The sequence below is a fragment of the Streptomyces sp. NPDC087300 genome (assembly GCF_044744425.1).
Classification (GTDB): domain Bacteria; phylum Actinomycetota; class Actinomycetes; order Streptomycetales; family Streptomycetaceae; genus Streptomyces.
The window spans coordinates 1,002,232-1,019,832 of record NZ_JBIUYI010000003.1 but is presented as its reverse complement, the minus strand read 5'-3'; the positions used below and the strand labels follow the sequence as shown (position 1 = coordinate 1,019,832).

Genomic DNA, 17,601 nt, shown 5'->3' with positions numbered 1-17,601 from the left:
TTTCAGACACCGTGCCTCCGGCATGTGCGCGGTGAAACACGAAAAGAGCAGGGCAGTGACCGTGCGGTGTGCCGCGCAATCCGTTTCCTGCCATTGTCGGCACCACTTCGAGCCGCCCGCCCCGGCGTGCGCTCCCCACCGCATTCAGGCCGGTCGATTCCCCCTCGGCGACGCCGATCCGGCCAGCGATCCGTCCCGTACCAACACTCCCGTCGAACGCGAAGAGACCGAAACCCTGCGGGCGACACCGAGAAGTTCGAACGGAAGGTCCGGTCCAGGGGGGGGGTGGGGTGGGTGGCCCCCCAGCCGCCAACCCCCAGCCGTCGACCGTCAGCCGTCGACCGGCAATTGGCGATCGCCGACCGACCCCCGCCAACGGCACGGGCCGGCGAAAGCGCTGTCACGCTTGTCGCCGGCCCGTCGGGAGCGGGGGAGGCCGGGAGCGGCGGAGGCCGGGCGCGGGGGAGGGCGCGGGACGCACCCAGCCGCCCTCAGCCCGCGCCCGGACTCAGGCCCGGACGCACACCCCCGCCCGCTCCAAAGTCACCCGCCCCAAAGCCCTCCGCCCCTCACTCCACGACCGGCACCAGGAACAAGTGGATCGACTGGTCCTTCGCGCGGAAGTGGTCGTTCTCCGGGCCCTTCTTCGCGCGGTCCGACACCACCACGACGTGGTCACGCGAGACCCAGGAGACGCCCTCCGCGGTGCCGTAGACCGTGCGGCCCTTGTCGTCCGTCGGCAAGGAGTAGACCGTGCCCTCGTCGACCTGCCACTTCTTCGGCGACAGGCGGCCCACCCACAGTGCGGACGACGCCTGGGAGAGCACGGCGATCCTGCCGTCGCGCACCGACACGCTGCTGTAGTCCTCGAACGGCAGCGAAGCGGGCAGCTGGATCGTCTCCGCGTGGTCCCACGCGGCCTTGCCGCGCCGGAAGACCTGGATGCGCCCGCCGCCCGGCGTACGGCCCTCCTTGCCGCCCTTGCAACGGTTGCCCTCGCAGAGCGCCAGCAGGTAACCCGTGCCGCCCCGCTCCACCCACTCCAGGCCCTCCATGCCCTTGTTGGCGTCGGACAGCGCGAAGTCGAGCGGCGCGGTGCCGTGCGGGCGCAGCCGGGCGTCGTACTCCTGGACCTGGGCGCGGAAGCCCTCGGGCTTGACGGGGACGGCCTCGCTCAGCGTGTAGTGGCGCCCGCTCGACGGGTCGTAAGCCAGGTCCTCGTACCCTTCGGCCTCATCGGCCTTGTGGGCCTTCGGCTCCTTCTTCCCCTTCTTTCCCCTGTCCGTACGGCCGTTGGCCCCGAGCACGCCGTTCTCCGGCGCCTTGGCCGACAGCTCCGCGCTGATCCGGATGACGAAGGGCAGGTTGTCGCAGACGACGAGGAAGACGCCGTCGCGGTAGAGGACGCCGCTCGCCTCCAGACGGCTGCCCGCGGCGTCGCCGATCAGCTCCTGGATCTTCGCCTCCTTGACGAGACGCAGCTCGGCCACGGCCTTGGCCGACCCGGCGGCCGCCGCCTTCACCACGGCCTTCGTCCGGTCCTGCTTCTTGTCCCGCGTCTTGCCCCGCTCCTTGCTCTGCTTCTTGGCCACGGTCATGACGGCAGCACCTCCAGGGCGCCGGGGAAGACGGCGCCGCTCGCGCCGTTGGGGTAGGTCTTGCGCAGCTCGGCGAGCTGCTGTCGCGCGCTGTCGTAGCGCATCCGCGTGTAGTGGAAGATCCCGTACGTGAACTGCGAGCCCCGGCTCAGCTCCCACTGCCGGTACGCGGCCCGGTACACCTCGTCGTTGGTGAACTGCCGCCCGGTGAAGGGTTTTCCGTGCGGGCTGTCGGACTCGCCGTACGCCGCGCCGGAGATGAGCTGCCACAGCCCGTCGGAGCGTTCGGAGCCCTCCGCGCCGATCAGCGCGGCGACCCGGTCGGGGCCGAACTCGGTGTCGAGCAGGTACTCCAGGTGGTCCAGGTAGTACTGGCAGAAGTCGTGGTGCCGCAGCAGGTTGGTGAAGAGCGGCAGGCGCGACGTCTCGTGCGGGGCGTGCGTGATGCGGCAGTAGTTGCGGCTCATCGCGGGCCAGTCGAGCAGGTCCGTGTACTGCCACTGGGTCGAGAAGAAGTCGATGCCGGAGCTGTTGTCGTAGTCCCAGGGGACGAACGTGAAGTACGGGCGGTCCACGAAGCCCGAAGGGTCCCCGAGCCGCCCCGAGTTGTAGAGGTAGTAGTTCGCCGGGGTGGCGAAGTAGTTGTCCCAGCTGCCGAGCAGCACGTTGGCCCCGGCCCAGCGCAGGAACGCGCGGACGTTCATGACGTCCTCGACCGAGGACCGGAAGGCGTCGGAGGCGAACCGGCCCTCGTCGCCCGGCAGTCCGGCCCCGTTCACGGCCCGGACGAGCACGGCCAGGTCGTCGTAGGTGTTGGCGGTCGGGTCGTTCTCGTTCGTCTTCAGCCGGTAGGTGCGGTCGTCCTCCAGGCTGCCGGTGGTGAAGTACTGGTGGCCGCCGTCCGAGCCGTCGGTCCCTGAGCGGTGCTCCAGGGTCGCCGCGCCGACGTCCCCGTAGTACGCCTTGTAGAGGTTGCCCTCGGAGTTCTTGCCGAAGTGGTCCTTCAGGAACTTCTTGTCGACCTGCTCGATCACCGAGAACAGGCCCATGTAGCGGTCGTCAAGGGCGAACGTCGCGTACGTGTGCTGCGCCGCCGGGATCCCCGCGCGCTCCAGGAGCCGCCAGGCCACGGCCTCCCGCATCTGCGACGGGTCGTTGTACATCGCCTTGAGGTTGATCCGCTCCATGCCGTGCAGCCGGTCCTCGCTCGCCCCGATCTCCAGGTCGATCTTCCACGAGCGCTTGGGCGCGTGGGCCGTCATGTTGCCGCTGTTGACGAGCGAGAACGCGGACGTCGAGAGGAGCTCGGCGGCCGGCTCGTCGCTCCTCGCGATGGTCAGCCGGGCTCCCGGCGGCGCCACGGTCACCTCGTCGGCGGTGAGCAGACCGGGCGGCCAGCCGGTGACCTTGACCTGATACAGGCCGTGCGCGAAGAACTCCGTCTTGTCCCGCGCGGCGCCGAGGTACGCCTCGACGATCTCCCCGATCGCGGTGGGCCGCCCCGCCGCGTCCTGGAGCACGAGCCTGCCGTCCGCGCCCGCGGCGTCCCCCTGCTCGGCGAGCAACAGGTCGAACAGCAAGCCGAACTCGGCCTTCGTGCGCAGCGCGGCATCGCCGGGCCCCGCCGCCGCGTTGGCCTGCTCGGCCAGCCTGCGTCCCGTACCGCGCGGCAGTCCGGAGACCACCACGGCCCGATTCTTGAACCCGTCCCGGAACGTTCCCTTGTCCATGGTCCTGTCCATGCGGCCTCCCGGCCTTCCGAGGGGTGAACTCCTTTCTCTACGCCCGGCTCCACATGACCGCCAGGCCGATTACCGGCCCGCCTCCGGGGCGCGTGACACGGGCGCGGCCCACGTCGCGGGGCGGGCGCCCCCGTCAGGCCTCGGCCAGCAACCGCTTCAGCGTGGCCCGGCCCGCCGTGCCCCAGGTCGGCTTGCCGCCGGGGAGGCCCTGGTCGCCCGCGCGGCCGATGCTGAGCAGGCCCAGGACGGTGCGCAGGGCCCAGCCCTTGGCACGGCGTCGCGTCGCGTCGTCGGCGTGGGGGTAGGCGGTGAAGAAGCGGGCGGCGCCGCCCTGGGGGAGGAGCTGCCACGCGGCCGCGAGGTCCGTCGCCGGGTCGCCCGCGCAGAGTTCGCCGAAGTCGATCACTCCGGTGAGCGTGCCGTCCGCGACGACGACGTTCGCCGGGTGCAGGTCGCCGTGCAGCCACTGGGGCGGACCGTCCCAGGCGGGTGCCGTGAGGGCGTCGTCCCAGAGGGCCCGGAGGCGGTCGACGGTCTCGGCGGGGAGCGCCTCCGCGGCGGTCATCTCCTCGAACCCCGCATCGAATCCGGCCGCGAGGCTCTTGAGCGGAACGCCGCGGTCGGGGCTGGCCGGTGCCCCGGCCGGCGCGCTCTCGTGGAGGGCGCCGAGGAAACCGGCGAGGGCCTCGGCCGCGTCGGCGGTGCGGCTGACCGGGACCTTGTCGGCGGGTGCGCCCGGCACCCAGGCCGCGACGGTCCACGGCTCGGGGAACCGCGCGGACGGCTCACCCATGCGTACGGGAACGGGCACGGGGAGCGGCAGCCGCGGGGCGAGCGCGGGCAGCCACGCGTACTCCTTGCGCAGCAGGCCGGGCGCCCGCGGCGTACGCGGCATCCGCACGGCCAACTCGTCGCCCAAACGCCACAGTTGGTTGTCCCAGCCGCCGTCGACCGGCCGCAGCGGCAGCTCGGCGAGGTCCGGGTGCTGCTCGCGCAGCAGGGACCGCAGCAGCGCCGGATCCACCTCGGTCATGAGTAACGCCCCTCCCGGACGGTGGAACACGGCTGTATACGGGCGCGCGCCCCTCGGACGACGAGGAGCGCGCGCCGGAACCGTACCGGAGGATCAGACCGCCGGCGCCGGGTACGTCGGATACTCCACGCCGGAGACGTGCTGCACGACCCGGATGACCTGGCACGAGTAGCCGAACTCGTTGTCGTACCAGAGGTAGAGGATCGCGTTGTCGCCGTCCACCTTGGTGGCGCCCGCGTCGACGATCGAGGCGTGCCGCGAGCCGACGAAGTCCATGGAGACGGCGTCGGGAGCGGTCGTGAAGTCGATCTGGCGCTTCAGCGGCGAGTGCAGCGAGACGTCGCGGAGGTGCTCGAGGACTTCCTCGCGGGTGGTCTCGCGGCCCAGGCGCAGGCTCAGGATGGCGATCGAGACGTCCGGGACGGGGACGCGGATCGAGCTGCCGGTGATGGGCGCCTTCAGGTCGGGCAGTGCCTTGGCGACGGCCGAGGCGGCACCGGTCTCGGTGATCACCATGTTGAGCGGGGCCGAGCGGCCGCGGCGGTCGGCCTTGTGGAAGTTGTCCAGGAGGTTCTGGTCGTTGGTGAACGAGTGGACGGTCTCCACGTGACCGCGCACCACGCCGTACTCGTCGGCCATCGCCTTGAGCGGCGGGACGATCGCGTTGGTGGTGCAGGAGGCGCAGGACAGGATCTGCTCGTCCGGCTTGATCGTGTCGTGGTTGACGCCGTGCACGATGTTCGGGACGTCGCCCTTGCCCGGCGCGGTCAGGACGACCTTGTCGATACCGGGGCGCAGGTGCTGCGAGAGCCCCTCGCGGTCGCGCCACTTGCCGGTGTTGTCGATGAGGATGGCGTCCTTGATGCCGTACGCCGTGTAGTCGACCTCGGAGGGGTCGTTGGCGTAGATCACCTTGATCACGTTGCCGTTGGCGACGATCGTGCCGTTCGCCTCGTCGACGGTGATCGTGCCCTGGAACTGGCCGTGGATCGAGTCGCGGCGCAGCAGCGAGGCGCGCTTGACGATGTCCTGCTCGCCGCCCTTGCGGACGACGACGGCGCGCAGCCGCAGGCCGTTGCCGGAACCGGCCTTCTCGATCAGCAGGCGGGCGACGAGGCGGCCGATGCGGCCGAAGCCGTAGAGGACGACGTCGCGCCCCTCGCGGCTCTCGATCTTGTTCTCGCCCGTGGCGCCGGCGACGGCCTCGGCGGTGAACTCCGCCTCCGTCAGGCCCCGGTCGTCGGCCCTGAAGGACTCGGCGAGCAGACCGATGTCGATCTGCGAAGGGCCGAGGTCGAGCGTGGTGAGGGCCTGGAGGAACGGCAGCGTCTCGGTGACGGAGAGCTCCGCGCCGGCGATCTGGCGGGCGAACCGGTGGGTCTTCAGGAGGCTGACCACCGACTTGTTCACCAAGGAGCGGCTGTGGAGCAGGACGGTGACGTCGCGCTCCCGGTGCAGCTTCCCGATGATCGGGATCATCGACTCCGCGATCTCCTCGCGGTTCTTCCAGTTGGTGAACGAGTCGTCATTGACAGTCACAGGTTTATCTTTCGAGCTAGGCGGCGCTCATATGCTAACCCGATGCCTTTTTGATCTTGAGGAGGGCTCCCTGCCGCGCCCTAGACTTGGGCGGCACCAGCGACAGTCGGGAGCGAGCGGTGATGACACGGGCCGGGGGAGCCGGGCGGCAGGAGGGCCCGTCGAGCGACGTGCTCGGCAGGGCGGCCGAGGCGTTCGGACTGCTCGCCGCCCCCGCGAGGCTGCACATCGTCTGGCTCCTCGCCGAGGGAGAGAGCGATGTGACGGGGCTCGCGGAGCGGGTCGGCGGCGCGCTGCCCGCCGTCAGCCAGCACCTGTCGAAGCTGAAGCTCGCGGGCCTGGTGCGGGCCCGCAGGGAGGGCCGCCGCCAGGTGTACTACGTCGACGACCCGGACATCGTGACCGTGGTCCGGCTGATGGTCGGCCAGCTCACCGAGCGCGCGGGCCAGGACGCCGCGCCGGTGCGCCGGCTGCGCGGGACCGGTGCCTGAGCGCCTGGCACCGCGAGCGGCACGGAGGAACCGGCTGCCCGGCGCGGGCCCCGGCGACCTCACCCCCCTGCACGTCCTGCGGTCCCTCGACGCGACTCCGCGCGGCCTGACCGAACAGGACGCCACGGAACGCCTCGCCCGGTACGGACCGAACACGTTGCCGGCCCACCGCACGGTCTCCTGGCCGGTCCGGCTGGTCCGCAGCCTGCGCGACCCGTTCACCGCGGTCCTTCTCGTCCTCGGCCTCGTCTCCGCCGCCGTCGCCTCCTGGGGCACGGCCTGTGTGATCCTCACGCTCGTCGCGGTCAGCTGCGTGCTGCGCTCGCACGGCGAGCACCGCGCCGAGAACGCCGTGCGCCACCTGCGGGAACTCGTCGCGAGCACCGCCACCGTGCGGCGCCGCGACACGGCCGACGCGGCGCCCCGCACCCGCGAGACACCCGTCGACGAACTGGTGCCGGGCGATGTGATCAGGCTCGGCCCCGGCGACCTGGTGCCCGCCGACGTACGACTCCTGCGCGCGCACGGACTCACCGTCGACCAGTCGGCGCTCACCGGCGAATCCGCCCCGGTCGCCAAGGCCGCGTCCGACCCGCCCGACCCGGCGGCGGGCGACGGCGCCTTCACCCCGCCGCACCTCTGCTTCCAAGGCAGCAGCGTCGCCTCGGGCAGCGCCGCCGCGCTGGTCGTCGCCACCGGTGCGGACACCCGCTTCGCCGCGGCCCACGCCGCCCCCGGGCCGCGGATCCCGACCGCCTTCGACCGGTCCGTGCACGGCATCTCCTGGGTCCTGATCCGCTTCATGCTGCTCACCCCGCCGCTGGTCCTGATGGCGAACGCGGCGCTGCGCGGCCGGGGCCTGGAGACCCTGCCCTTCGCGGTGGCGGTCGCGGTCGGCCTGACGCCGGAGATGCTGCCGGTCATCGTCACCACCTGCCTGGCCAGGGGCGCCGCGCTGCTTGCCCGTACCCACGGGGTGATCGTCAGGAGACTGCCCGCCCTGCACGACCTCGGGGCCGTCGACGTGCTGTGCGTGGACAAGACCGGCACCCTCACCCGGGACAGGCCCGAGGTGGCCGACGCCGTCGACGCCGCGGGACGCCCCGCGCCCGACGTCCTGACCTGGGCCGCGGCGAACGCCTGGTGGACCCTCCAACTCGCCGACCTGCCCGCGCCCGACGCCCTGGACGAGGCGCTCCTCGACGCCGTCGACCCCGAGGAGGCGATGGCGTACGACGGCGTGGCCGCGCTGCCCTTCACCCCCGGACGCCGCGTGTCCACCGCCGTGGTCCGGACCCCGGGCACGCTCGGCGAGCATACTTTGATCGTCAAGGGCGCCGTGGAGTCCGTCGTCGAACGCTGCGCGCTGACCGGCGCCGCACGCGACGAGGCGCTCGCGACCGCCGGACGCCAGGCCGCCGCCGGACTCCGCGTGATCGCCGTCGCCACCGCCGAACGCGCCGCCCGCACCGGGGAGTACACCCCGGCCGTCGAGCGCGGCCTGACCCTGCGGGGCCTGGTCGCCTTCCGTGACGCGCTCGCGCCCGGCGCGGAGCACGCCCTCGCGGGCCTCGCCGAGCGCGGCGTCACCGTCAAGGTGCTCACCGGCGACCACCCGGCCACCGCCGCCCGCGCCTGCCGCGACCTGGGCCTCGACCCCGGGGACGTGGTCGGCGCCGACACCATCGACGCGCTCACCGACGAGCGGCTCGCCGGCCTGGCCGCGACCACCACCGTCTTCGCCCGCTGCACCCCCGAGCACAAGGCCAGGATCACCGCGGCCCTGCGCGTGCACGGCCACACCACCGGCTTCCTCGGCGACGGCGTCAACGACCTGCCCGCACTGCGCGCCGCCGACGTCGGCATCTGTCCGCGCGGCGGTGTCGAGGTGGCCCGCGAGAGCGCCGACGTGGTCCTCGCCGACAAGGACCTGACGGCGATCGGCCACGCCATCGCCGCGGGCCGGCACAGCAGCGGCAACATCGCCACCTACCTGCGCGTCACGCTCTCCTCGAACCTCGGCAACGTCATCGCGATGCTCGCCGCGGGACTGCTCCTGCCGTTCCTGCCGATGCTGCCCGTCCAGGTCCTCGCGCAGAACCTGTGCTTCGACGCGGCCCAACTGGCCTTCGCGCACGACCGGCCCGCGGCCGCCGACACGCGCCGCCCGACCGTGCTGCGCCCGCGCTCCTTCCTGCGCTTCATCACCGGATTCGGGCTGCTCGGCGCCCTCGCCGACCTCGCCACGTTCGGCGCGCTCGCGCTCACCGCGGGCGCCTGGGACGACGCGGCCGCCTTCCACTCCGGCTGGTTCACCGAGAACCTGCTCGCCCAGTCCCTGGTGATCCTGCTCCTGCGCACCGGACCGCGCCCCGCGCCGGGACCGCTGCGCGCGGCCGCCGCCGCGCTCGCCGCGATCGGCGTCCTGCTGCCGCTCACCCCGCTGGGCGCCCCGCTCGGCCTGGCCCCGCTCCCGCTGCCGTACTACGGGCTGCTCGCCGGGATCCTCGCGGTGTACGCCCTGGTGCTCGGTGCCATCGGGGTTCGTGCCCGTCGCGCGTGGGCGGCTCAGCCGTAGGAGAGGTCCGAGCACGGGTTGTCGGCGGCCGAGCGGCCGCTGTCGGTGACCTTCGAGGGGACCTCGCCCCGGTAGGAGCTGCCGAGCACGAGCCGCAGTCCCGCGTCGGGGACGGACGAGAGCTCGGCGCCGGGGAAGAGCGCGGCGAGGGTCTCGGCGCGGCTCTTCTGGCCGGGGCCGTACTGGATCCGGGTGGTCGTGTGGTCCTTGCTCGCCGCGTCGGCCGTGGCCGTGACGGTGAAGTCGTGCTTCTTGAGGCTCTCTGCGGCGCGCGAGGCGAGGCCGTCGGTGTTCGTGCCGTTGTAGACGGCGACGCTGATCCCCTTGCCGGAGGCGCGCGCCGCGCCCGCGCCGGACTTGCCGTGCTTGCCACCCGCTTTGGAGCCGTCGGAACCGGCGGAGCCCGTCAGGGGCTGGTCCTTCTTGAGCGCGGACCAGAGCGCGTCGGCGTCCGGCTCGACGACGGCGACGCGCTGCCCCTCGTACCGCCAGGGGATCGTGACGAACCGGGTGTTGTGCAGGTCGATGTCCTTGAGGGACATCGCGAACGACAGGAGCTTGTCGGCCGAGCCGAGGCCCGGGTCCACGGTCATCGACTCGGTGGCGGCCTCGGCGAGCGGCCACAGCTTGGTAGGCGTGAAGCCCTCGTCCTTCACCTTCTTGAGCAGACTGGAGACGAACGCCTGCTGGCGCTTGATGCGGCCGATGTCGGACCCGTCGCCGATGCCGTGCCTGATCCGTACGTAGTCCAGGGCCTTCTGCCCCGAGACGCTCTGCTCGCCCTTGCCGAACAGCTTCTTGCCCCGGGTGGTGCGGTGCGGGTCGAGATTGCCCTGGTAGACGTCCTTGGGCAGGCAGACGTCGACGCCCCCGACGACGTCGGTGAGCGCGGCGAAGCCCTTGAAGTCGATGACGACGGTGTGGTCGACGCGCAGGCCGGTCAGCTTCTCGACCGTGTTCTGGGTGCAGGCGGGATTGCCCTTGGCGGTCTGCCCCACCGAGTAGGCCGCGTTGAACATGGTGTCGGGCCGCTCCGGGGTCCACGTCCCGTCCGGGAGCCTGCACGGCGGGATGGTCACCAGGGTGTCGCGGGGTATGGAGACGGCGGTGGCGTGCCGGTGATCGGCGTAGACGTGCAGCAGGAACGCCGTGTCGGAGCGCCCGATGTCGCCTTTGTCCCCGCCGCCGAGCGCGGAGTTGCCGCCGGTGCGCGCGTCGGAGCCGATGACCAGGACGTTCTCGCCCTCGGACGAGGCGGCGTCCGGACGGTTCTTGGCGAGCCCCTCGGCGCCGAACGTCTCGATGTTCCCCGTGAGCCGCAGATAGAGCCAGCCGCCGCCCGCGACGGCGAGGACGAGCAGGGACAGCGTGATGCCGAGCGCGAGTCGCAGCCCCTTGCGCCGCTTCCTGCCGTGCCGGGACGGCGGGGCCTTCCGCCTGCGGCGGGCCGGAGTCCCCAGCTGTCCTGTCGTCATGCGTGCGCCCTCGAATCGCCCCGGCGGAAGGGGCGGCCTGACCCGCCCCTTGGTTGTACAGTTGCGCAATGTAGCAACTATCGGAGCGAGACGGAGAAGAGGTGGGTGGGTTGCTGCGCAACGCACTGGAGCCGTGGCACCTGCTGGTCGTGGCGATCGTGGTCGTCGTCCTGTTCGGCTCGAAGAAGCTGCCGGACACGGCGCGGTCGCTCGGCAAGTCGATGCGGATCCTCAAGAGCGAGGCGAAGGCCATGAAGGCGGACGGCGAGGGCGCGCCCGAGGCGACCGTCGTCAGGACCGAGCAGGCCGGGACGGCACAGGAGCGGCCGGTGCGGGAGCAGCCGACGCCCACGTCACCGTCCCAGCCGTAGCTGCCGTCACGGGCGCGGACCCGGCCGCCCGCCGGTCAGGCGTCGGCCGCGTTCCGCCGCGTGAAGCGGTGCCACCAGTGGTGGCGCCGGGGATGGACGGCGCGGCCGAGGCGACGGCCGAGTACGAGGTAACCGAGCAGCGCCCCTGCCGTGTTGAGGATGACGTCGTCGATGTCGAAGGTGCGCCCGGTCACGAACGCGCCCTGCGCCAGCTCGACGAGGACCATGGTCAGCGCCGTGGCGATGCCCACCCGCACCAGTCCGCGGGCGCGGGGGAGCACCACGGGCAGCAGCAGCCCGAACGGCACCCCGAGCAGGATGTTCCCGCCGAGCTGCTTGACGGTGTCGCGGAAGGCGGGCTGCGCTAGGTAGTCGCCTATGGAGTCGCCCGGCGTGAAGTTGCTGTGGGTCAGCGCCTCGGACGCGACCGACGGTTCGAGGGTGAGGCGGGCGAGCACCACCGCGAATCCGACCATGGCGGCGAAGGCCACCAGCATGGTCGCCGCCCTGGCCCACGGCGACAGGGGTGCCGCGCGCCGGGGTGCCGCGTCGCCGGCCGGCGCACTCGTTTCCTTGGAACGACCTATCCGTGCCATCAGTGCCTCCAGATGGGTCCGTGCCCATCGGCTGTGTGAGGTGGACGGTGGCGCCGTGCGGTGACCACCGCGCGGATCAGCCCGGTTCGGTGCAGCCGAACAGGCCCGCGTGTCCCGGCGGGAGCTGGATGAGGACGCGGCGCAGCAGCGCGTCGTCCGCCGCCTCCGCGAGCGTGCCGAGTACGGCGGTGACGGCGCGGCGCGCACCGGCCGTGTCGTCGCCCGTGCGCGAGGCCACCGCGTCGACGAACTCCGGCGCGGTCAACGGTTCGCTGGCGGGCTCCGCGTCGGCGAGGAGCGGTCCGCACTGGGACGGCAGCAACCGGGCCAGATCGGTGCGGTCGTCGCCCACGAGGTGGGCGCCCAGGATGACCAGGACGTGCTCCAAGGCACCCGCCGCCTGCTGACGACCGGTGAAGTCACCCCGCTCGCGCACCTGGTCGAGGAGTTCTTCGAGGGACGTGTCCATGCTGATTCCTCCTGGTCCGGTTCTGGCTCCGATACCCGGACCGGGCGGTCTGATGTCTGCCATGCGTCTCTGGAGCAACGTCATCCCCCGCAGGGGTGACCCGCCCGGCGCGTTCCGGACCGCTTCGGGGAACGGCGAAGGCCCCGGACTCCGATGTGGAGTCCAGGGCCCGTCGTTGACTCTGGAGCGCTGGGCAGGCCTTGCACCTGCATTTCCCCGCAGGAAGCGGGGCGTCTTTCCTTGGACCACCAACGCCTGTCCTCCCGACCGGAACTCCGGCGCGAGGCGACATGTCTGATCGTAGCCCATCCCGGCCGTTGCTCCGAACCGGCCGGTGGGCCGTCCCTCACTCGGCGGCGAACATGACTGCTCCGCGCATTGCGGGGTACCCAGAACCGCTCGGACTGTCGACAGGGGACGTTCTTTCGTCCAGCCAAGGGAGTTGCCCGTGACGGGACGCTCATGACGGAAGGTGAAGTGGTGTGACGATGCGGGGCGAGGTGGCGGCGGAACTCTCGGTCGCCCGCCGGGAGGAGGCCGCGGTGGTGACCGTGGTGGGATCGCTGGACGCGGACAACGTGGCAGAGTTGGAGCGGGCGCTGGCCCACGCCTTCGCACCGCCAGGACCGTCCCGTACGGTGCTCGACCTCTCGGCCCTGGACTTCGCGGACTCCTCGGTACTGCACGTCCTCCTGGAGTCCCAGCGGCAACACCGTTCGACCGGCAGGAGATTGGTGGTGTGCGGCCCCTACCGTCCCGTGGTGCACCGCCTGTTCGACGTGACCGGTACCGCCGAATTCTTCGAGTTGACCGAGGACCTCGCGACGGCCCTGGCCCCGGTCAGGTGAGGGAGTCCTGCGTGTGAGTCACAAGAGTTCCGACGCGCTGTCAGACCCGGCCTGCGAGCCGCTCGCCGCGCTGCCCGCCGCCGCGCCGCTGCCGGGAACGGCGGGCGAGGCCCGCGGGCAGGTGGTGCGCGTGCTCCAGGAGCGGGCGGACCGATGCGGATCCGCGGTCGGTGAACGGGCCCTCGCCGACCTGCTGCTCGCCGTCTCCGAACTGCTCACCAACGCGGTGCGGCACGGCGGCGGCGTCACCCGGTTCGAGGTCGTCGCGTGGGCCCGGGAGGTCCGGGTGACCGTGGGCGACCGCTCGACGGACCTGCCGCGCCGGCGGAGCGCCCCGCGGCACGGCGGCGAGGGCGGTTACGGATGGGCCCTCGTCCGTGAACTGGCCACCGAGGTCACCCTCGTTCTGGAGCGGGACGGCGGCAAGCGCATCACGGTGAAGCTGCCCCTGGCCTGAGCCCGGAAGTGTCCCACGGCGCCCGAAGGGGGCCGGACAGGAGCGTGTGTCGGGGTGTTCGAAACCCAGGTTGTACAGTGCCAGGCCGCAGGGCGTGCCGGGCTCCCGCCGCGGTCGAACGCATGGATGAAGCCCGCGCGAAGGGCGCGCTCCGCGCCGCACGCCTCCACCGATGGGGTGGAATCCCCGCAATCGTTTTGCACTCGTCACGACGGAAGGGAGACGGTCGTCGTACGCCCACTGAAAGCGCTCCGGAAGGGGTGGGGGGTTCGTATCGCGTGCCCATCGACATGAACGCACCAGAACAGGTCGACACGACGCCGCACGGCGCGTCCGCGGCCCTGGCCGATGCCTGGGCCGGCGCGCCGCAGCCCGTGGTCGTCGCCGACGGCGTCGGCCGGGTGGCGGCCGCGAACGCGGCGGGCAGACTCCTCCTGCCGGAGGCGGCGCGCGGCACCGAATTCCACGACGCCGTACCGAAGTGGCTCGCCGACGCGCACACCCGGCTCGTCGGCGCCGCCGCCACGTCGCCCGCCGTGCCCGTCCAGGCCCGGCAGGAACCGGACCTCGTACGCGGGGAGATCGGCGAGCGGAGCTTCGCGGCCCACCCGGCGCGCCTCGACGAGGGGCACTGGGCCTGGTGGCTCGCGGAGGACACGCCCCTGCGCAGGGCCGAGGACGAGCTGCGCGCGGAGCGCCGCCGCACGGCGCTGCTCGCCGACGTGTCCCAGAAGCTGTTGGCGTCCCTCAACGTCGAGCGATGCATGGAGGTGACGGCCACCATGGCGGCAGGCCATCTGTGTGACGCGGCCCTCGTGATCGCGCCGGGCCGCGGAAACGTCTATCCCGTGACGTTCACGGGGCCCGCGGGCGAGGTGACGCACGCGAACCTCGCCGTGGACCTGGCGGACGTGCCGGGACTCAGCGAGGCGATGCAGGGCTTCCCGCCGGTCCCCTCGCGCTGGATCGATCCCGCGTCGCTGCCGGACTGGGCCGTGCCCGAGCACTTCACCGGGCCCGTGTGCTCCGTGGTGATCACCCCGCTGCCGGGACACGGGGTCCCCGCGGGGGTCCTGATGCTGCTGCGGTCCACCGAGCGCAGCGCGTTCACCGAGGCCGAGGAGGTCTTCGCGCGGATCTTCGCGGCCCGCGCGGGCGCCGCGGTCTCCGCCGCCCGGCTCTACGCGGAGCAGAGCGCCATCTCCCGTACGCTCATGCGGGATCTGCTCCCGCCCGCCCTGCACACCGTGCACGGCGTGGAGTTCGCGGGCGGCTATCTCGCGGCGGGCGCGGGCGAGCAGGTCGGCGGCGACTTCTACGACGTGCACGCGGGCCGGACCCCCGAGGACGAGACACTCGCCGTCCTCGGCGACGTGTGCGGCAAGGGCCTCGAAGCGGCCGCTCTCACCGGCAAGATCCGCAACACGGTGCAGGCGTTGCGGCCGATGGGACACGACCATCAGCAACTGCTCACGCTGCTCAACGAATCGCTTCTGCGGACCGAGCACACCCGGTTCGCCACCCTGGCGCTCGCTTCCGTGATCCGCCGCGGGAACTGCGTCGACCTGCGCGTCACCAGCGCGGGCCACCCGCCGCCGCTGATCGCCCGCGCGGACGGCAGCGTGGTGGAGGCGGAGACGAAGGGCACGCTGATCGGCGCCCTGCCGGAGGTCACGTCGACCACGGCGCGGGTGCGGCTCAAGCCGGGCGAGGTCTGCCTGTTGTTCAGCGACGGGATCGTCGAGGCCAAGGGCGGCCCGCTTGGAACGGAGATGTTCGGGCAGGAGCGTCTGTCATGGGCGCTTTCGGAGTGTTTCGGGATGTTGGCGGAGGCCGTCGTCGAGCGGGTGCAGATGCTCGCCTCGCAGTGGGTGGGGCGCGGGCCGCACGACGACATGGCCGTGGTGGCCATAGCCGTGCCGCGTCATCAGCACCTCAGCGCCGTGGACGGACACACCCGAGGCAGGTACACCGGATGACCGCTCGTACCCGAGCATCGCTCGAACCGGCGGGCCCGGTGGGCCCGTTCGCACAGACCGACCGCCGGGCCGGTCCCGTCGACCCGCTCGCACCGGCCCGCGACCAGCTCTGGCGCGACGTGCGCGACGGCGACGAGGCGGGGGCACTCGCCACGGTGCGGGCCGCGGTCGAGGCGGGCGCCGGGTTCGAGAGCGTCCTGCTGGACCTCATCGCGCCGGTGCAGGCCAGGGTCGGCGTCGAATGGGCGGCGAACCGCATCAGCGTCGCCCAGGAGCACGCGGCGACGGCCATCAACGAGCGGGTCATCACGCTGACCGCGGGCGCGCACGCCCACGAGCCCGCGCACGCCCGGTCCGCGCACACCGACCGGTCCCCGGACGGGGCGCCGCCCGGCAGGCGGATCACGGTCGCCTGCGTGGACGGCGAGTGGCACGCCCTGCCGGCCAGGCTGCTCGCCGAGGTGCTGCGGCTGCGCGGCTGGCAGGTCGACTTCCTCGGCGCCCACACCCCCACCCCGCACCTGGTCAGGCATCTGCACGAGTACGTGCCCGACGTGGTGGCGCTGTCCTCGTCGATCCCGACGAACCTGCCCGTCGCGCACGCCGCGCTCACCGCCTGCCAGGCCGTCGGGGTGCCGGTGCTGGTCGGCGGCGCGGCCTTCGGGCCCGGCGGCCGCTACGCCGAGGTCCTCGGCGCCGACGCCTGGGCGGGCGACGCGCGGGACGCGGCCGATCTGCTCGAACAGGCGCCCGCGCGCCCCCAGGTGACCCTCCACCAGGCCGTCGACGACCTGCCGCACCTCATCGACCAGGAATACTCGATGGTCGCGCGCACCCGCGGCGAACTGGTCAAGGAAGTGCTCACCGAACTGGAGCAACTCTTTCCGCCGATGGCGCGTTACACCGTGCAGCAACGCCAGCACACCGCGGAAGACATCGCCCACATCGTCGACTACTTGGCCACCGCGCTCTACCTGGACGACGCCGAGCTCTTCACCCGGTTCCTGGACTGGACGGCCGACATCCTCACCGCACGCCACGTTCCCGCCCACAGCCTCCTCATCGCCCTGGACGTCCTGGGCCGCAGACTGTCCGACTTCCCGCGCGCGACCCGCGTGCTGGACACCGCACGACATGCCATCGGCGCTCGGCAGGCGAGCCCCAACCCCGGAGAGATCGCATGACCCGCCCCGTCTCCCGCCTCAGCTTGCGCATCGAGTCCCAGCAGGACGTGGTGACCGTCCACGTCGGCGGCAGCCTGGAGTACGGCGCGAGCGAGAGCCTCGTCTCCACCGTCAGGGAACAGCTCGGCAGCGTGGGCGAGCGCGACCGGACCGCCCGGAGCGCGCTACCCGTCCGCCAACTGATCCTGGACCTGGCGGAGTTGACGTTCGTCGACTCCATGGGACTCGCGTCCCTGCTGATGGTCCGCCGCGTCGCGGACGCCCACCGCGTCGCGCTCCGGCTCGACAACCGGCCCCTCTGCGTGGACCGTCTCCTCCAGCTCACCGGCACCTTCGACTACCTCACGGCCGCCCGCGCGCCCAGGGAGACCGGTCTGTCGGACGAACGACGGCGTACTCCGTGAACCGCCCGCAGGCCTCGAACCCGAGGCGCCGGTAGACGGGTTCGCCCTCGGCGGACGCCTGGAGGACCGCGGTGCCGTACCCGGCGTCGCGCGCGGTGCGCAGCGCGGCCAGCGTGATCGCGCCGCCGTGGCCGCGGCGCCGCGCGGCGGCTAGCGTGGCGATGTTGTAGACGCCGGCGACGCCCGCGTGCAGGAAGACCTCCGCGGTGCAGACCGGCCTGCCGTCCGCGTACCCGACGAGGTAGCGGGCCGGGCAGCCGGCGGCCAGGGCCCACGGCGCGGCGGCGGCGAAGAAGCGGGACACGGTCGTGGCGGGCGGGTCCCAGTTGGCCGCGAGGACATGGGCGTAGTCGGCCAGTTGCTCCCTGGTGGTCACCGGACGGATGTCCGGTCCTGTGGCGGGCGCCGCGGGCAGCGCGTCGCGCAGGTCCCGGTACATGCCGGTCTCGGCCTCCGAGGCCTGGAGACCTGAGGCCACCAGCCGCTCGCCGAGATCGCCGGGCTCGGAGGCCGGCCCGACCCACCAGGAGAAGGGGCGGCCGGTGCGCAGCAGCGTCCCGACCGTCTCCGCGATGCGCTCCTCCGCCGTCTGCGGGGTGAAGCGGGCGGCCGCGACGATGTTGAAGGTGTCGTCGGCGGTCCCGCTGTCGGCGATCAGCAGATCACCGGCCTCGGTAACGGAGGCGCCCGCCAGATTCCGGTGCAGATGACAGGCGTGCTCGGCGAGATTGCGCTCCATGGGGAGGAGCGGCGGGTCGCCCTGGGGCTGGGTGTCGGTCATGGTGGTTCATCTTCTTACGTCCCTTTGTCACTGCTCTGCCGAGCCCCTGAAACGCG

General features: G+C 72.4%; 16 protein-coding genes. 8 read left to right on the top strand and 8 right to left on the bottom strand.

The window, feature by feature from the left end; translation table 11 throughout:
* Nucleotides 1-569: 569 nt before the first annotated feature.
* The 4 genes from ACIO9J_RS15345 to ACIO9J_RS15330 form a co-directional block, all read right to left on the bottom strand.
* Complete coding sequence (locus ACIO9J_RS15345) at nucleotides 570-1,598, bottom strand: hypothetical protein (RefSeq protein WP_401998207.1); 1,029 nt, start codon at nucleotides 1,596-1,598, stop codon at nucleotides 570-572.
* Nucleotides 1,595-3,340 carry a CotH kinase family protein gene (locus tag ACIO9J_RS15340; protein ID WP_401998204.1) on the bottom strand — a complete coding sequence of 582 codons (1,746 nt, stop codon included), beginning with the start codon at nucleotides 3,338-3,340 and terminating at the stop codon, nucleotides 1,595-1,597. Before ACIO9J_RS15340 ends, ACIO9J_RS15345 begins: the two co-directional genes overlap by 4 nt.
* A gap of 133 nt (nucleotides 3,341-3,473) precedes the next feature.
* Nucleotides 3,474-4,373, bottom strand: a complete 900-nt coding sequence (locus ACIO9J_RS15335; RefSeq protein WP_401998201.1) for an aminoglycoside phosphotransferase family protein — start codon at nucleotides 4,371-4,373, stop codon at nucleotides 3,474-3,476.
* Between the two features lie 93 nt (nucleotides 4,374-4,466).
* Nucleotides 4,467-5,912 (bottom strand): glyceraldehyde-3-phosphate dehydrogenase, encoded by a 1,446-nt coding sequence (locus ACIO9J_RS15330; protein WP_401998198.1) that lies wholly within the window; start codon nucleotides 5,910-5,912, stop codon nucleotides 4,467-4,469.
* Nucleotides 5,913-6,034: 122 nt separating this feature from the next.
* On the opposite strand from ACIO9J_RS15330, the gene ACIO9J_RS15325 reads away from it, so the two are divergent.
* Together ACIO9J_RS15325 and mgtA are read left to right on the top strand one after the other, a co-directional pair.
* Complete coding sequence (locus ACIO9J_RS15325; RefSeq protein WP_401998195.1) at nucleotides 6,035-6,403, top strand: ArsR/SmtB family transcription factor; 369 nt, start codon at nucleotides 6,035-6,037, stop codon at nucleotides 6,401-6,403.
* Complete coding sequence (mgtA, locus tag ACIO9J_RS15320; protein WP_401998192.1) at nucleotides 6,396-8,981, top strand: magnesium-translocating P-type ATPase; 2,586 nt, start codon at nucleotides 6,396-6,398, stop codon at nucleotides 8,979-8,981. Before ACIO9J_RS15325 ends, mgtA begins: the two co-directional genes overlap by 8 nt.
* Here mgtA and ACIO9J_RS15315 read toward each other — a convergent pair.
* Nucleotides 8,972-10,456: an LCP family protein gene (locus tag ACIO9J_RS15315; protein WP_401998189.1), complete on the bottom strand. Its 1,485-nt coding sequence runs from the start codon at nucleotides 10,454-10,456 to the stop codon at nucleotides 8,972-8,974. The two genes, mgtA and ACIO9J_RS15315, sit on opposite strands and share 10 nt — an antisense overlap.
* A 110-nt stretch (nucleotides 10,457-10,566) precedes the next feature.
* Between ACIO9J_RS15315 and tatA the strand changes: the two genes are divergently transcribed.
* Complete coding sequence (gene tatA / locus ACIO9J_RS15310) at nucleotides 10,567-10,827, top strand: Sec-independent protein translocase subunit TatA (RefSeq protein ID WP_401998186.1); 261 nt, start codon at nucleotides 10,567-10,569, stop codon at nucleotides 10,825-10,827.
* 35 nt (nucleotides 10,828-10,862) lie between these two features.
* On the opposite strand, the gene ACIO9J_RS15305 is transcribed toward tatA, so the two are convergent.
* Together ACIO9J_RS15305 and ACIO9J_RS15300 are read right to left on the bottom strand one after the other, a co-directional pair.
* A complete protein-coding gene (locus ACIO9J_RS15305) occupies nucleotides 10,863-11,423 on the bottom strand; it encodes a VanZ family protein (RefSeq protein WP_401998183.1) in 561 nt (186 codons plus the stop codon).
* 76 nt (nucleotides 11,424-11,499) lie between these two features.
* A complete protein-coding gene (locus tag ACIO9J_RS15300; protein WP_401998180.1) occupies nucleotides 11,500-11,892 on the bottom strand; it encodes a DUF2267 domain-containing protein in 393 nt (130 codons plus the stop codon).
* Nucleotides 11,893-12,380: 488 nt separating this feature from the next.
* On the opposite strand from ACIO9J_RS15300, the gene ACIO9J_RS15295 reads away from it, so the two are divergent.
* The 5 genes from ACIO9J_RS15295 to ACIO9J_RS15275 all read left to right on the top strand — a co-directional run bounded on the left by ACIO9J_RS15295 (nucleotide 12,381) and on the right by ACIO9J_RS15275 (nucleotide 16,764).
* A complete protein-coding gene (locus tag ACIO9J_RS15295) occupies nucleotides 12,381-12,740 on the top strand; it encodes an STAS domain-containing protein (RefSeq protein WP_401998666.1) in 360 nt (119 codons plus the stop codon).
* A gap of 13 nt (nucleotides 12,741-12,753) precedes the next feature.
* Nucleotides 12,754-13,197, top strand: a complete 444-nt coding sequence (locus ACIO9J_RS15290; protein WP_401998177.1) for an ATP-binding protein — start codon at nucleotides 12,754-12,756, stop codon at nucleotides 13,195-13,197.
* Between the two features lie 290 nt (nucleotides 13,198-13,487).
* A complete protein-coding gene (locus ACIO9J_RS15285; protein WP_401998663.1) occupies nucleotides 13,488-15,176 on the top strand; it encodes a SpoIIE family protein phosphatase in 1,689 nt (562 codons plus the stop codon).
* Nucleotides 15,173-16,360, top strand: coding sequence for a B12-binding domain-containing protein (locus tag ACIO9J_RS15280; protein WP_401998174.1), 1,188 nt, complete (start codon nucleotides 15,173-15,175; stop codon nucleotides 16,358-16,360). The genes ACIO9J_RS15285 and ACIO9J_RS15280 overlap by 4 nt, the downstream gene beginning before the upstream one ends.
* The gene (locus ACIO9J_RS15275; RefSeq protein WP_401998172.1) at nucleotides 16,357-16,764 is read left to right on the top strand and encodes an STAS domain-containing protein; all 408 of its coding nucleotides are present in this window, start codon (nucleotides 16,357-16,359) and stop codon (nucleotides 16,762-16,764) included. The genes ACIO9J_RS15280 and ACIO9J_RS15275 overlap by 4 nt, the downstream gene beginning before the upstream one ends.
* Here the strand turns inward: ACIO9J_RS15275 and ACIO9J_RS15270 are convergent.
* Nucleotides 16,703-17,503 (bottom strand): GNAT family N-acetyltransferase, encoded by an 801-nt coding sequence (locus tag ACIO9J_RS15270; RefSeq protein WP_401998660.1) that lies wholly within the window; start codon nucleotides 17,501-17,503, stop codon nucleotides 16,703-16,705. The genes ACIO9J_RS15275 and ACIO9J_RS15270 overlap by 62 nt on opposite strands.
* Nucleotides 17,504-17,601: the final 98 nt, after the last annotated feature.

Coding starts and splice junctions, on each gene's coding strand:
- ACIO9J_RS15345 (WP_401998207.1), bottom strand. CDS start 1,598: ATGACCGTGGCCAAGAAGCAGAGCAAGGAGCGGGGCAAGACGCGGGAC.
- ACIO9J_RS15340 (WP_401998204.1), bottom strand. CDS start 3,340: ATGGACAGGACCATGGACAAGGGAACGTTCCGGGACGGGTTCAAGAAT.
- ACIO9J_RS15335 (WP_401998201.1), bottom strand. CDS start 4,373: ATGACCGAGGTGGATCCGGCGCTGCTGCGGTCCCTGCTGCGCGAGCAG.
- ACIO9J_RS15325 (WP_401998195.1), top strand. CDS start 6,035: ATGACACGGGCCGGGGGAGCCGGGCGGCAGGAGGGCCCGTCGAGCGAC.
- ACIO9J_RS15315 (WP_401998189.1), bottom strand. CDS start 10,456: ATGACGACAGGACAGCTGGGGACTCCGGCCCGCCGCAGGCGGAAGGCC.
- ACIO9J_RS15305 (WP_401998183.1), bottom strand. CDS start 11,423: ATGGCACGGATAGGTCGTTCCAAGGAAACGAGTGCGCCGGCCGGCGAC.
- ACIO9J_RS15300 (WP_401998180.1), bottom strand. CDS start 11,892: ATGGACACGTCCCTCGAAGAACTCCTCGACCAGGTGCGCGAGCGGGGT.
- ACIO9J_RS15295 (WP_401998666.1), top strand. CDS start 12,381: ATGCGGGGCGAGGTGGCGGCGGAACTCTCGGTCGCCCGCCGGGAGGAG.
- ACIO9J_RS15285 (WP_401998663.1), top strand. CDS start 13,488: ATGAACGCACCAGAACAGGTCGACACGACGCCGCACGGCGCGTCCGCG.
- ACIO9J_RS15280 (WP_401998174.1), top strand. CDS start 15,173: ATGACCGCTCGTACCCGAGCATCGCTCGAACCGGCGGGCCCGGTGGGC.
- ACIO9J_RS15275 (WP_401998172.1), top strand. CDS start 16,357: ATGACCCGCCCCGTCTCCCGCCTCAGCTTGCGCATCGAGTCCCAGCAG.
- ACIO9J_RS15270 (WP_401998660.1), bottom strand. CDS start 17,503: ATGGAGCGCAATCTCGCCGAGCACGCCTGTCATCTGCACCGGAATCTG.